The organism is Paenibacillus protaetiae (assembly GCF_004135365.1).
GTDB classification, from domain to species: domain Bacteria; phylum Bacillota; class Bacilli; order Paenibacillales; family Paenibacillaceae; genus Paenibacillus_AP; species Paenibacillus_AP protaetiae.
In genome coordinates this window covers 1697545-1711990 of sequence record NZ_CP035492.1, presented here as the reverse complement: position 1 = coordinate 1711990, position 14446 = coordinate 1697545, and the positions used below count along the sequence as shown (strand labels likewise).

11 protein-coding genes are annotated in these 14446 nt (G+C 55.9%); 10 read left to right on the top strand and 1 reads right to left on the bottom strand.

The features are described from left to right. The first annotated feature begins 83 nt into the window (after positions 1–83). The 3 genes from ET464_RS07790 (at position 84) to ET464_RS07780 (ending at position 2762) form a co-directional block, all read left to right on the top strand. Positions 84–869, top strand: coding sequence for a 16S rRNA (uracil(1498)-N(3))-methyltransferase (locus ET464_RS07790; protein WP_129439777.1), 786 nt, complete (start codon positions 84–86; stop codon positions 867–869). A gap of 2 nt (positions 870–871) precedes the next feature. Continuing rightward, entirely contained in the window at positions 872–2218 is a 1347-nt protein-coding gene (gene mtaB / locus ET464_RS07785) for a tRNA (N(6)-L-threonylcarbamoyladenosine(37)-C(2))-methylthiotransferase MtaB (protein WP_129439775.1), read from the top strand. Positions 2219–2330: 112 nt separating this feature from the next. Beyond that, positions 2331–2762 carry an NUDIX hydrolase gene (locus ET464_RS07780; RefSeq protein WP_129439773.1) on the top strand — a complete coding sequence of 144 codons (432 nt, stop codon included), beginning with the start codon at positions 2331–2333 and terminating at the stop codon, positions 2760–2762. Positions 2763–2808: 46 nt separating this feature from the next. Here the strand turns inward: ET464_RS07780 and ET464_RS07775 are convergent, their stop codons facing one another. Then, a complete protein-coding gene (locus tag ET464_RS07775) occupies positions 2809–3777 on the bottom strand; it encodes a Na/Pi cotransporter family protein (protein ID WP_129439771.1) in 969 nt (322 codons plus the stop codon). Positions 3778–3913: 136 nt separating this feature from the next. Here ET464_RS07775 and ET464_RS07770 point away from each other — a divergent pair, with 136 nt between their 5' ends. The 7 genes from ET464_RS07770 to ET464_RS20705 all read left to right on the top strand — a co-directional run bounded on the left by ET464_RS07770 (position 3914) and on the right by ET464_RS20705 (position 14372). Further along, the gene (locus ET464_RS07770; protein ID WP_129439769.1) at positions 3914–5314 is read left to right on the top strand and encodes a class I SAM-dependent rRNA methyltransferase; all 1401 of its coding nucleotides are present in this window, start codon (positions 3914–3916) and stop codon (positions 5312–5314) included. Between the two features lie 98 nt (positions 5315–5412). Next, positions 5413–6120 carry a sugar nucleotide-binding protein gene (locus ET464_RS07765; RefSeq protein WP_129439767.1) on the top strand — a complete coding sequence of 236 codons (708 nt, stop codon included), beginning with the start codon at positions 5413–5415 and terminating at the stop codon, positions 6118–6120. Between the two features lie 29 nt (positions 6121–6149). Beyond that, positions 6150–6887, top strand: a complete 738-nt coding sequence (locus ET464_RS07760) for an RNA polymerase sigma factor (RefSeq protein ID WP_129439764.1) — start codon at positions 6150–6152, stop codon at positions 6885–6887. A gap of 72 nt (positions 6888–6959) precedes the next feature. Beyond that, positions 6960–7568, top strand: a complete 609-nt coding sequence (gene clpP, locus ET464_RS07755; RefSeq protein ID WP_129439762.1) for an ATP-dependent Clp endopeptidase proteolytic subunit ClpP — start codon at positions 6960–6962, stop codon at positions 7566–7568. 180 nt (positions 7569–7748) lie between these two features. Further along, positions 7749–11291: a helicase-exonuclease AddAB subunit AddB gene (gene addB, locus ET464_RS07750; RefSeq protein WP_129439760.1), complete on the top strand. Its 3543-nt coding sequence runs from the start codon at positions 7749–7751 to the stop codon at positions 11289–11291. Beyond that, entirely contained in the window at positions 11269–12882 is a 1614-nt protein-coding gene (locus ET464_RS20710; protein WP_341869762.1) for a UvrD-helicase domain-containing protein, read from the top strand. The genes addB and ET464_RS20710 overlap by 23 nt, the downstream gene beginning before the upstream one ends. Then, a complete protein-coding gene (locus tag ET464_RS20705) occupies positions 12795–14372 on the top strand; it encodes a 3'-5' exonuclease (RefSeq protein ID WP_341869761.1) in 1578 nt (525 codons plus the stop codon). The genes ET464_RS20710 and ET464_RS20705 overlap by 88 nt, the downstream gene beginning before the upstream one ends. Positions 14373–14446: the final 74 nt, after the last annotated feature.

The following is a 14446-nucleotide window of genomic DNA, read 5'->3' as shown; positions in this document are numbered from 1 at the left end:
GGAATAGGTTTTTCATAGATTTTAACGATAAAATCATGCTATGATGTGGTTTGGAATTTAGATAAGGGTGGTTTGACAATTCGATGCAGCGGTATTTTGTGGCGCCGGAGCAATTTGATGGCACAAGTAAAGTTCGCTTGACCGGCGAAGATGCTTTTCATGCCGTTCGTGTTATGCGGATGAAGCCCGGCGATCCATTCATCGTCAGCGACGGAAGCCGGGTTACAGCGATAGCTTCTATAACGGAAGCGGATTCGTCGGAAGTGAAAGCTGATATCGTAGAGCTTCTTGCTTCTGACAGCGAACCGGCATGGGCCGTAACGATTGCGCAAAGTTTGCCAAAGGGCGACAAGATGGAGCTCGTTATCCAAAAAGGAACCGAGATCGGCGCGTACGCGTTTGCCCCTTTTCAATCCGAGCGGATGATTGTGCAATATGATCATAAGAAGGAAGCGAAACGGCTGGAGCGGTGGAGCAAAATTGCGAAAGAAGCCGCCGAGCAGTCGCACCGGAACCGCGTGCCTGCTGTAGAGGCGGTCAAAACATGGCGTGAGCTGATGGCGGCAGTGCCGGATTTTGACCTTGCGTTATTTTGTTATGAACGTGAAGGGGATGCGGCAGCAGGAACGGGCATTGCGGACGCGGTAAGGAAGTGGCGTTCGGAACAAGCGCCTGCACAAGACGCGCAGCCTCATATTATACTTATGGTTGGACCGGAAGGCGGCTTTACCGAAGCGGAAGCGAATGAAGCGGAAGCTGCGGGAGCGGTTATTGTAGGTCTGGGCAAGCGTATACTACGAACAGAGACGGCGGGAATCGTCGGATTAACCTGCCTGTTATATGAATCTGGAGAAATGGGAGGAGCATAACGATGCCATCAGTCGCATTTTACACCTTGGGCTGCAAAGTTAACTTCTACGATACGGAAGCGATTTGGCAGCTGTTTAAAAAAGAAGGGTATGAACAAGTCGACTTTGAAACAACAACAGCTGATGTTTACTTAATTAATACATGCCATGTCACGAATACAGGAGACCGGAAAAGCCGGCAAATTATCCGCCGTGCGATCCGCCGCAACCCGGATGCCGTTGTGGCGGTAACGGGATGTTACGCTCAGACGTCCCCGGCTGAAATATTAGCTATTCCGGGCGTGGATCTCGTGATCGGGACACAGGACCGTGACAAGCTGATGGACTTTGTTGCGCAAATCCAGGCGGACCGCAAGCCTGTTAATGCGGTGCGCAACATTATGAAAACACGCGAATTCGAGGAGCTGGATGTACCGGACTTCTCCGACCGTACGCGCGCATTCCTGAAAATTCAAGAAGGCTGCAACAACTTCTGCACCTTCTGTATTATCCCTTGGTCGCGCGGCCTCTCCCGCAGCCGCGATCCGCAAAGCGTTCTGGAACAAGCGAAACAGCTTGTTGCAGCGGGCTACAAAGAAATCGTATTGACCGGCATCCATACCGGCGGGTACGGCGACGATCTCGAGAACTACAAGCTGGTCAACCTGCTGTGGGATTTGGACAAAATCGAAGGGCTGGAGCGCATTCGCATCAGCTCCATTGAAGCAAGCCAAATCGACGATGCGATGATCGACGTGCTGAACCGCTCGAGCAAAATGTGCCGCCATTTGCACATTCCGCTGCAAGCCGGCGAAGATACGGTGCTGAAGCGGATGCGCCGCAAATATACAACAGCCGAATTTGGCGCCAAAATTAAACGGATTCGCGAAGCGATGCCGGGTGTTGCGATTACGACGGACATCATTGTCGGGTTCCCCGGCGAAACGGACGAGATGTTTGAAGAAGGCTACCGCTTTATGAAGGAGCTTGGTTTCTCCGAGATGCATATTTTCCCTTATTCGAAACGTACGGGAACGCCTGCGGCGCGCATGGAAGATCAGGTGGATGAAGAAGTGAAAAACGAACGTGTCCACAGGCTGATCGATTTGTCCGAAGAGATGCAGCTGGCTTACGCGCAAAATTACGTAGGCGAAGTGCTGGAAGTAATTCCGGAACGGGACCAAAAAGCTGCTGCACAAGGTCTTCTGATGGGCCGCGCGGACAATTACCTGCAAGTGCTGTTTGAAGGCGACGAGTCGCTGATCGGACAGCTTTGCCGTGTGAAAGTTACGGAAGCGGGAGTTAATGAATGCCGCGGCCAGCTGGTTCGCGTGCTGGACAGCAACACCGCTTCGCTTCGCGGGGCTTAATTCCCGAATCGGGTAGTCCAAAATCGAGGATTCCGGTTTTCCCGTCTGGCAGGGATGGCGGAATCCTCGTTTCTATATCGGTACACAGTTCGAGTGCAAAGGGGAGATCCACATGAAGGAAATATCGGCTGGTGGCGTCGTTTATCGGTATTTGGACGGTGGCGCCCTGCAAATTCAATTAATCCAGGACCGATACGGCAAAGTTTCGCTTCCGAAGGGCAAAATGGAAGAAGGAGAAACCGTTGAGCAGACGGCTTTGCGGGAAATCAAAGAAGAAACTGGACTGGACGGCATAATCAAAAAGCCGATCGACCAAATTAAATACCAATATATCCACCATACCAAAGGTGCGGTTGATAAAGAAGTGCACTACTATTTAGTGGAAGCCGTTGGCGGAACGCTTCATGCGCAAGTCGAAGAAATCCGCGGCGTAGACTGGTTTGAACCGCTCGAAGCGTGGCGCAGGCAAAAACAATCCGGTTATGACAACAATAACCGCATTCTGCAAGGCGCCCTGCAACTGCTTGGCATCCAAGTGAATTAACGGGCCTGGCGCCGGCCGGCAAGCTTATGCATGTAACGGCTTGCCTTCAACGGCCCAGCTTTTTCATATATGGAACATAACATAAAGGCAATGCGAGCAAGGAACATACGATATTAAACAGCGTTTGGGCATGAGCGATTTGGCTGGCCGGCGAACTGGCTGCAATTCCGGCTGCGCTTGCAAGCAGGCTGACGAGCGGCATGAACATAAGCGCCCCGCCGGCATTTAAAACAATATGCGACAAGGCGACAAAACGCCCTGCTTTTGAACCGCCGATGGAAGCGAGCAGTGCCGTGACGCATGTCCCGATATTGGCGCCAAGGACGATAGCGGTGCCAATATCGATTGACATCGAGCCAAGCATGGCGAAACCCATCACAAGGCCGATTACAGCGGTGCTGCTGTGGACGGCAGCCGTCAGAACGGCGCCGGCAAGCAGCCCCCACCACAGGTTGTCCGACGCATGGGCGAGAAACCAGCGAAACAGCGGGCTTTGCTGAATGGCCGGGCCAATAGACTGCATAACGGCAAGCCCGGCCAGCAGCAGGCCGAAACCGCCGGCAGCCAGCGCCGAAGCCCGAAGTTTCGGCAGCCAGCCGCGTTTCTGCAAACCCGGCAGAAGATTCATTTCATCGAATACGGCGGTAATGAGCCACATTGCAAGAGAAACATATAATATGGGCATCGCCAGCTTCGTTAAATGAAGGCCTATCAGTTCGGTGGTCAGGCAGGTGCCGATATTGGTGCCGAGCACAATGCCAAGCGTACGCGGGAAACTAAGCAGCCCGGCGTTAACTAACCCGATCGTTATGACGGTAACGGCCGTGCTGCTTTGCAAAAAAGCCGAGGCGGCTATGCCGGTAACAAGCCCGTGTAAGGGGGTTGACGTAAAGGTATGGAGCGCCCGCTGCAAATGGGATCCGGCGAGCCGGTGCAGCGCCAGCTCCATCAGCTTCATCCCGCTCATAAAGATGGAGAAGCCAAACGCCATGGGCAAAAGAATGGCAATAAACATATGGCCCTCCTTTATCGAAATGGCCGTATTGGATTGATTTATACATATGCGATACTGAGGACAAGCATGACGAGTTCCTTGCCTAAGGCTGCGGCAACAATGCCGGACAGGAACAAGAGAGGACGGAATAATCGAAGTGAGCAAAGCGAAAATTTGGCTGCAGCGCGGACGGAAAAAACGTCTCGAACAAGGCCACCCTTGGATTTACGGCAACGAAATCGACAAAATGGAAGGCGAAGCAGAGCCGGGTGCATTGGTGGACGTGGTTAGCCATAACGGCAAATATTTGGCGACCGGCTATTGGAATCCGCAGTCGCAAATTACGGTCAGGGTCGTCTCCTACCAGCCGTTGGATGAGATGGATGTTGCTTTTTTTAAAGAGCGGTTCCAAAGCTGCGCGGATTACCGCGGGCGGTTTGTTCCGGATGCGGACTGCCGGCTTGTATACGGCGAAGCGGATTTCCTTCCGGGGCTGGTCGTCGACCGGTTTGGAGGCGTGCTTGTCGTACAGATTTTGACGCTTGGCATGGATATTCGCAGAGACGCGATTACAGCGGCGCTGGCGGAAGTTTTTAAGCCGCAGGGTATCTATGAACGCAGCGACGTTGGCGTACGGCGCCTGGAAGGGCTGGAAGAGCGCACCGGCGTCTTGTACGGCGACTGTCCGCGGATTGTGGAAATAACGGAAAACGGTTTGCTTATGGAAGTGGATATCGAGCAAGGGCAGAAAACCGGCTACTTTTTTGACCAGCGGGAAAACCGCGCTTCCATAGCTCCGCTTATGACCGGCTGGGGCGCGCGCAGCGGCATTCATCTGGAAACAAAGCCGGCCGGGGAAGTGCCGGAGGAAGCAAAGCTTGCGGCCAAACCGGCGAAGGACGGTCAAGTTGCGGTTCCGGTAAACGCCAACGGCAAAATCGTAACATTCCCTTATTGGGACGGCGCAACCGTGCTGGAATGCTTTGCCCATACGGGAAGCTTTACGCTGCACGCCTGCCAATACGGCGCTAAAAAAGTCACCTGCCTCGATGTGTCCGAGCATGCGATTGACACGGCGCGCCGCAATGTGCAGCGGAACGGCTTCAGCGACCGTGTTGAATTCGTTGTTGCAGACGCCTTTGATTATTTGCGCACGCAGGTCAAAGGCCGCGAAGAACGCGAAGACCGTGCCCGCGGCGTCGCGGATACGTCCAAGCCGCTTGGTTCGGCCGGCCGTACATGGGATGTGGTCATTCTGGACCCGCCCGCATTCGCCAAAACGAAAAGCGCCGTTGCCGGCGCCTGCCGGGGATACAAAGATATTAATCTGCAAGGCATGAAGCTCGTAAATGAAGGCGGATATTTAGTGACCGCCAGCTGCTCGTACCATATGCGTCCGGATTTGTTCCTGGAGACGATCCAGGACGCGGCAGCCGATGCCGGCAAGCTGCTCCGCCTGGTTGAATGGCGGGCTGCGGGCAAAGACCATCCGCAGCTGCTGGGCGTCAGCGAGGGGCATTACTTGAAATTCGCCATTTTTGAAGTCCGGAGCAAATAAAGGTCCGGAACAACTACCATCCATGATCATTCCGGCGGGGACTATCCCGCCGGAATTTTTTTTGCGGCAGCCGTATCTTTTTGGAGCCGGCTTTCGTTATGTTAATAACAAAGCAATTCCAATTAGACATGGAGCAGTACGACAAGCTGCAGGAACAATTAAAGGAAATGAACCCCGATATCGTAATATCCTGCCTGAGAGGGGATTATGGCCGGCAGCTCGAATTCCATATGCAGCTGGCTGCGGCATTGGCGGAGGGGAACAGCCGCCTGTATTATTTATCGACCACAAACGTATTTGACGGTGATGTTTCCAAACCGCATACCGAAGCAGACAATCCCATTGCCGTGTCCGATTATGGAAAGTTCAAAATCAGCTGTGAAAATATGCTGAAGCGAATTATGGGCGAACGATTGGTCATTATCCGGATTCCGGCCATTTGGGGCAAACCTTCACCGCGGTGGGATCAGGTCAAGGAAAGCATAAAAAATAACAAAGAGATTGACGTGTACAGCAATCTCGTATGCAGCCATTTACTGGATGTGCAGCTGGCCCGGCAATTGCGCTATATCCTTAAACAGAATTTACGAGGCATCTTTCATCTTGGTTCGGTGGATGAGATGACGCACGGGCAGTTTCATGAACGGCTCGTTCAACAGATAACAGGCGGCAGCCGTCTGTTGCGCTATCATTTGTATGATGACAAAGAAGACACAAGGTACTTCAGCCTGGCGTCAAGCCGTGAAGGTCTTCCGGGCAGCCTGCAAAGCACGAATTCGGAAAATCTGGCTTATTTGCTGGAATAACAGTCAACCGACCGAAAGGAGATGATCAGATGGAGCAGCAGCCGATTTGGGAAGCGGAGCAAATCCGCTCGGCGCTTGTCCGTTATTGCCGCAGCTTAACCGGCTCGCAATGGGATGCGGAAGATTTGGCGCAGGAAACGTATATGAAAGCTTTGCCTTTTATGGCTTCGGTCCGCGAGCTTGCCAATCCTTCCGCTTATTTGTTCAGAATGGCCAAAAACCGGTGGATCGACCAGCTGCGCAGAAGCAGCAAGGGCGCTGCATTGGAACGGGAGGCGGGCGGCCTGCCCGAAGCAGAGGAACAATCCGGCATCGAGCAGGACGATGTGGAGCAGGCGCTGCTTATGCTGATCCATCATTTGACGCCGCTGCAGCGGACCGTTTATTTGCTGCGGGAGGCTGTGGCTTTGCCGGCCAAAGAAACGGCGGCTATGCTGCAAATTTCGGAAGGCGCTGTTAAAGCGGCTTTGCACCGCGCGCGCATCGTTATTAGCAAGCTTCGTACGGAGCGGGGAGCCGCCTTGCCGCTGCTTGAAGCCTGCCAGGCAGGAGCGCTTGGCGAAAAGGAGCACGCTGTGATGCTTGCATATGTGGCGGCATTGCACGACGGTGATGCGCAAGCTATTGCGATGCTGATGCAGCAGCAGGATGAAGAAAGCCGGCAGTCCGCGGCTGTCCACATCCGCCAGCAGTCGCAGCAGCGGAGCATCCGGTCGCGGGGATCCGGCTCGCCGGGCACAACGGCGAAGCTGCGCATGGCGGCGTAAGCGGCTGGCAGGGTTGCCGTTGTGCTGCAAGCAGAGCGGCGGCGGCAAATCATTTTAAGGAGGGGTACTCAAATGACTTTAATTCCTTATGTCATCGAACAGTCCAAAGGCGGCGAACGCAGCTACGACGTATTTTCCCGGCTGCTTAAAGACCGGATTGTGATGGTAGGCTCGGAAATAACCGACGAACTGTCGAATGCGATTGTAGCCCAGCTTTTGTTTCTGGCTGCGGATGATCCCGACAAGGATATCCAAATGTTTATTAACAGCCCAGGCGGGTCCATTACAGCAGGCTTTGGCATTTATGATACGATGCAGTACATTAAGCCGGACGTATCGACCATATGTTTGGGCAGCGCGGCCAGCTTCGGCGCAGTTCTTTTAGCGGGCGGGGCAAAAGGGAAACGTTTCGCGCTTCCCAACAGCGAGATTATGCTTCATCAGCCGTTAGGCGGAGCGCAAGGGCAAGCTTCGGATATCCGCATCCGAGCGGAGCGTATCATCCGTACGCGCGGGCATATTAATAAACTTCTTTCCGAACGGACGGGACAGCCGGTGGAGCGGATCCATCAGGACACGGACCGGGATTGGTTCATGTCGGCGGAGGAAGCGCAAGATTACGGCTTGATTGACGGCATTATTCATGGACAGCCGCCTGCAAGCGGAAGCGGCGGGCAGTAAGCGGCAGGCGAATAAGCGGGCATACAAAGCTTGGGGAGGCGGTATAACCGGCCCCGGGCTTTTTTTGCGTTTTACGCTGCCAATTTTTATCGACAGCCGCCTCCTTTCTCCTATTTGCATCAAGTATGGTAGAATAGTAGATTAAGAATAGACAGGGTATGTACAGAAAGGATGATAAGCGTGGCGCTTCGTTTCGTGCTGGGCGTCTCCGGCGCAGGCAAAACTACGTTTTGTTTAAATGAGGTGAGGGACAGGCTCGCAGAGCATCCGGAAGGTCCGCCCCTTATTATGCTTGTTCCGGAGCAGGCGACGTTTCAGACCGAATACGCATTGTTCCGCGAAGGCGGAGCGGGCGGCTCTATCCGCGCTCAGGCGCTGAGCTTCCGCAGGCTTGCTTACCGGGTGATGCAGGAGACGGGCGGGACAGCGCTTGTTCCGATTAACGACAACGGCAAGCAGATGCTGCTCTTTAAAATCGTGCACCGCCTTCAGGACGAGCTGCGGCTTTTTCAAGGCGGAGCGGAGCAGCCGGGCTTTATCGAAAGGCTTTCCGAGCTGTTGACGGAATGGAAACGCTACGGCATGGATGCTTCCGCTTTAATTGATGAGCATGATATTCGCGCTCTCTCCGGGGGTTCGCCCCTGCTTGAGCGCAAGCTGCATGATCTGCAGCTTGTATACGGCATGCTGGAGAAAGAACTGGACGGACTATATATCGATTCGGAAGATTATTTGACGCGGCTTGCTTCCGGCTTCGCCGCAGCTCCTTCCATGCAGGGAGCAGCGCTTTGGATTGACGGTTTCCATGGTTTTACGCCAAAAGAATATGAAGCATTAGCGGTGCTGATCGGGTCATCTGCGGATGTAACGATAACATTGACGCTGAACCGTCCGTATGCTTCCGGCGAACAGCCGCATGAGCTCGATTTATTTCATCCGACAGCATCAACTTACTGCCAGCTGCTGGAGCTTGCGCTTGCAGCCGGCGTGGATGTGCTGGAGCCGATTCAGCTGGACAGCCGGCCGCCGCAGCGGTTTAAGGCGAGCCCGATGCTGGCGCATTTGGAACGCCATTACACGAAACGCGTCCCGATGCTGGTGCCGGATATCCGGCAGCTGGAGCCGGAACAGCCCGGCTGCGGCATCTCGCTCCATGCGGCGGACAGCCGCAGGGCGGAAGTGGAAGCGGCAGCCCGGGATATGCTGCGCAGAGCGCGCGATGAAGGACTCAGATGGCGGGATATGGCCATTATGGTGCGTAACGCGGGTGACTACAATGAATATATTGAATCGGTATTCAGCGATTACGGTATACCATATTTTTTGGACCAGAAAAAAACGGCTGTCCATCATCCGCTGGTTGAATTTATTCGCTCCGCACTGGAAACGGTGCTGCATGGCTGGCGGTATGAAGCGGTGTTCCGCTGCATCAAGACCGAATTGTTGTTTCCGATAGACGGATCGCAGACGCGGGAAGCGTTTGACCTGTTGGAAAACTATGTGCTTGCAGCCGGCATTGACGGGTGGAAATGGCTGGAAAGAAAACAATGGCGCCCGCTAATGAAGCAGTCGCTGGAAGAGGATGGAAGCGGTCTTGCCGAACCGAGCCAAAGAGCGCTGCTGGAGCTGGACGCGGTACTCGCCGCCAGGGAATACATTGTACCGCCGCTGCGCCGGTTAGGACAAACGCTTCATAAAGCGGCAAATATCCGCGAAATGTGCGGAGCGGTGTACCGGCTGCTGGATCACGCCGATGCGGCGGACCGTCTGGAAAGATGGAGCCGGCTGCATCAAGCTGAAGGTGATATGAGGCGCGCAAGGGCGCATCGCCAGCTTTGGGACGGCGTCATGCAGCTGCTGGATCAGCTTGTGGAGATGGCGGGCGAAGAGTCCGTATCGCCGGAGCTGTTCGCCGGCATGCTGGAGACGGGGCTGGAAAGCTTGAAGCTGGCGGCAGTGCCGCCGGCCGTTGATCAAGTGCTCGTCGGCAGCATGGACCGGACGCGTCCCGGACGTATCCAGGTCAGCTATGTGCTCGGCGCCAATGACGGCGTTATGCCGATGCGGGTCAAAGAAGACGGTATTTTGACGGAAGAGGAACGTGAGCGGTTGGCCGAAGCGGGAATCGCGATGGCGCCGGGCGTACGCCGCCGGCTGCTGGACGAGCGTTTTCTGATATATAACGCGTTGACAACGCCGGAGTCCCATCTATGGATCAGTTGGACGCAGGCTGACGAGGAAGGGAAGGCGATGCTGCCTTCCGAAGTAGTCCGCCATGTCAAGCAGCTGTTTCCAGGTATTCCTGTCCGTTCACTGGCAGGAGAACCGGCACCGGATATGCCCGAAGAAGAACAATATGCTTACATCGGAAATCCGCAGCAGACGCTGGGTTACCTTATTGCCCAGCTCCGCGCTTGGCGGCAGGGGGCGGATATTGCGCCATTCTGGTGGGATTTGTACAACTGGTTTGCGATCCGTCCGGCATGGCAGCCCAAGCTGCAGCTGTTAACGGGATCGTTAACGTATACTAACTTCGAGGCGTCATTGTCGCCGGAAACCGCGCGGGAACTTTACGGCGAGCAGCTGAAAGCAAGCGTGTCGCGGATGGAACGGTTTGTTTCCTGCCCGTTCCAGCATTTTGCCATTCATGGGCTGAAACTTCGGGAACGGCAGCTTTACCGGCTGGAAGCGCCGGATGTCGGGCAGTTGTTCCACGCCGCATTAAGCAAGCTGGCCCAGAAGCTTGGGCCGCGTCTCGGCTCCATGTCCGTGCCGCAAATCCGCCAGGAGGCGGCGGGAACAGTGGACGAGCTTGCGCCCAAGCTGCAGTCGCAAATTTTGCTCAGCAGCGCAAGATTCCAATATATTGCCCGCAAGCTGAAAGAAATTATTGGCCAGGCGGCCGTCATCTTAGGCGAACATGCCCGCCGCGCCCAGTTTGAGCCGATCGGGCTGGAAGTGGCGTTTGGGCCGGACGGCGATCTGCCGCCGCTTGTCGTGCCGATGCCAGGCGGCGGCACGATGGAAATTATCGGACGCATCGACCGGGTGGACGGCGCGGAAACAGAAGACGGCATGCTGCTCCGGGTGCTCGATTACAAATCAAGCCCGACCCAGCTGAAGCTGGAGGAGGTTGCTTTCGGCTTGTCGCTGCAAATGCTCACTTACCTGGATGTGCTTGTGACGCATGCGGAACAGTGGATCGGAAAGCCGGCATCGCCGGCGGGCGTCCTTTATTTTCACGTGCATAACCCGCTGCTTGCCGTCTCGAACAGCATGACCGAAGCGGAAGCAAACGGGCTTGTCCTAAAGAAGTTCAAGACGCGCGGGCTTATATCCGCCGACGCGGAGACGGCTCGCCTGATGGACGGCGAGCTGGACACCGGCTACTCCGATTTGCTGCCTGTCGCCTTGAAGCGGGACGGCACCTTTTACAGCAGCTCTTCCGTCGTAACCGGCGAGCAATGGGACGTGCTCCGGAACTCGGTCAGAAGGACCATCGGCAGCATCGGCGCCGACATTACGCAAGGCAAAATCGACATTGCCCCTTACCGTCTTGGCGGCAAATCGCCTTGCCAATATTGCGATTACAAAGCGGTATGCCAGTTTGATCCGCTGTTTGAAGGGAACAACTACCGCAAATGGCGCAAGCCGCCAAAGGAACAGCTGTGGGAAACGCTGCAGGAAGGAGCAGAGGAAGATGGACTCGAACATAACGCCTAAGCCGGCAGGCAGCAGCTGGACGGATGACCAGTGGCACGCCATTACGGCCGAAGGCTCCAACGTCCTGGTAGCGGCAGCGGCGGGTTCAGGCAAAACTGCCGTGCTTGTCGAGCGGATTATACGCAAAATATGCGCTTCTACCGATGTGGACCGGCTGCTGGTGGCCACATTTACGAAAGCGGCCGCAGCGGAAATGAAAGAACGGATTGGGCTTGCGCTGGAAAAAGAGCTGGAGAAGATGCCGGATTCCGAGCATTTGCAAAGGCAGCTTGCTTTGCTGAACCGCGCTTCCATTACGACGCTCCATTCTTTTTGCCTGGATGTCATTCGCCGTTATTATCCGCTGATCGGGCTTGATCCCGGCTTCCGCATCGCGAACGAAACGGAAAGCGAACTTATGCGTATTGACGTGTTGGATCAGTTATTTGAGGAAAAATATGACAACGCCTCCGACGGCGGCGCGTTTCTCCGGCTTGCCGACCGGTTTGGCGGGGAGAAAGGCGATGACCCGCTGTACCGGCTCGTGCAGCAGCTGTATGATTTTGCGCAAAGCCATCCTTGGCCGGAACATTGGCTGCGGGAAACCGCTGCCGCTTTTCGTGTGCAAGATGCCGCTTCGCTTGGCCGCAGCAGCTGGATAGAGAGCATTCGGGATGATGTGCTGCAATCGCTGGCCGGGGCTGAAGGGCTGCTGGAGCAGGCGCTTGCTTTGACCCGTTTGCCTGCCGGCCCGGCTCCTTATGCAGAGACGTTTGAGCAGGATCTGCAGCTGGTGCGCGGACTTCAATACCAGGTGCAGGCAGCGCCATGGGAGCAGTGGTTCGAACCGTTTGCCGCAGTCCAGTTCGGCAAGCTGAAGGCAATGCGCGGCGATGAGTATGACAAGGAGCTGCAGGAGCAAAGCAAGGAACTGCGTGAAGGCGCCAAGAAGCTCGTCAGCACGCTTGCTTCGGAGCTGTTCGGGCGTTCCCCTGAAACATTTGCGGCCGAACTGGAGGAGCTTGCGCCGCTGATGGAAGCATTGTCGGGGCTTGTTGCCGAGTTTGGTGCGCGGTATGAAGCGGCGAAGAGAGAAAAAGGACTGCTTGATTTTGGCGATTTGGAGCATTATTGCCTCCGCATCCTGCGGGCGCCCGAATCGACGCCGGCGCTGGCCGTTCCTTCCAGCGCTGCGCTGGAGTATCAGCAGCAGTTCGACGAAATACTGCTGGACGAATATCAGGATACGAATATGGTCCAGGAGGCTATTGTCCGTTTGATCTCGAAATCAGGCCCGGGCAACCGGTTTATGGTCGGTGACGTCAAGCAGAGCATCTACCGGTTCCGCTTGGCGGAGCCGGGCTTGTTCTTGGACAAGTATAAGCGTTACGTCGGCAGCGGCGGTGTTCTTGAGGCAGAGGGGACGACAAGTCCGGCGGTGTCCGCGAGACGGAAGGAAGCGCAGCAGCCGGCGAGGCCGGCCTTCGCATCGATCTGGCGCGCAACTTCCGGAGCCGCACCGAGGTGGTGGATGCGGTTAACAACGTGTTCCGGCCGATTATGCGCGAATCGGTTGCGGAGATGGATTATGACAGCCGGGCAGAGCTTGTAAGCGGCGCTTATTATCCGGAGCCGGAGCAGCGAGGCGCCTTTCAGGTAGAACTGGCCGTGATCAGCAAATCCGGCGGGGCGGCTGTGCCGGAAGAGGATGACGATGCGGAGGAGGAGGGCTCCGGCGCGGCAGTTGACCGCGAAAGCGGGGCAGCCGCACCTACGCCTGAAGAGCTGCAAACCGTACAGCTGGAAGCCAGATGGATGGCGATGCGGCTGAAACAAATGATGGACGAACGTTTTCCGGTGTACGACGGCAAACGGGGTGTTACCCGCCCGATGATGTGGCGGGATGCCGTCATCTTGCTGCGCGCCACGCAGCAGTGGGCGCCCGTTATTATCGAAGAACTGCAAGCTAACGGCATTCCGGCTTATGCCGAGCTGAGCACCGGGTATTTTGACGCGACTGAAGTGGAAACGATGCTGTCGCTGCTTCAAATTATCGACAATCCGTATCAGGATATTCCGCTGGCCGGCGTGCTGCGTTCCCCGCTTGTTGGTTTGAGTGCGGAGGAGCTGGCGCTTATTCGGATTCATGCGAAACGTTCCGGTTATTACGACGCCGTGCTGCATGCCGCTGGCAGCCTTTTGCTGCCGGACGAGCTTCGCAGCAAACTGTCGCGGTTTCTGAACCAGCTCGACCATTGGCGCGAGGAGGCAAGACAAGGAGCTTTGTCCGAGCTGTTGTGGCACATTTACAGGGAAACTGGCTATTACGAGTTTGTAGGCGGGCTGGCCGGCGGCGTGCAGCGGCAGGCCAATTTACGCGCTTTGCATGACCGTGCACGCAGCTATGAGGCAACATCGTTCCGCGGTTTGTTCCGCTTTCTCCGGTTTATCGAACGGATGCGCGACAGCGGCGGCGATCTCGGCACGGCGCGCGCGGCCGGAGAGCAGCAGGACGTCGTGCGGATCATGTCGATTCACAAAAGCAAGGGGCTGGAATTTCCTGTCGTTTTTATTGCCGGACTTGGCAAATCATTTAACCAGCAGGATACACGGAGCGCATTTCTGAAGCATAAGCAGCTTGGCTTTGGCCCTCGTTATGTCGACCCGGAGCGGCGGATCAGCTATCCGACGCTTCCGTTTCTCGCCATCCGCAGGCGGATGAAGATGGAGATGCTGGCAGAGGAAATGCGGATATTGTACGTGGCGTTAACCCGCCCGAAAGAAAAAATGATATTGGTCGGAACGGTCAGCGATGCAGACAAGAAGCTGCAGCGCTGGAAAGCGGCAGCTGCCGCCGGGCAGCTCCCCGATTATCAGATCGCTTCCGCTACATCGTTTTTTGACTGGATTGGCCCGCTGGCCGCTTCCGCTTTCGATATCGCGGATACGGAAGCGGAACCGGAATCCGCCGCTGCGGAAAACAGCCGTCCGGCCTCTGTCCGCCCGGAAACGCTGGAGATGAAAGCCGGCATAGTGGCCGCTTCCTTGTTTGGCTCCGAAGCTGCCGCCTCCGCGGAAGCGCCGGGGGAGATGCAGATATAACGCGTGAGGAACGACTGCAGGCAGTCACATCGCTGGCAATTCTAGACGACACACAGCCGGCAGATCTGCTTCGG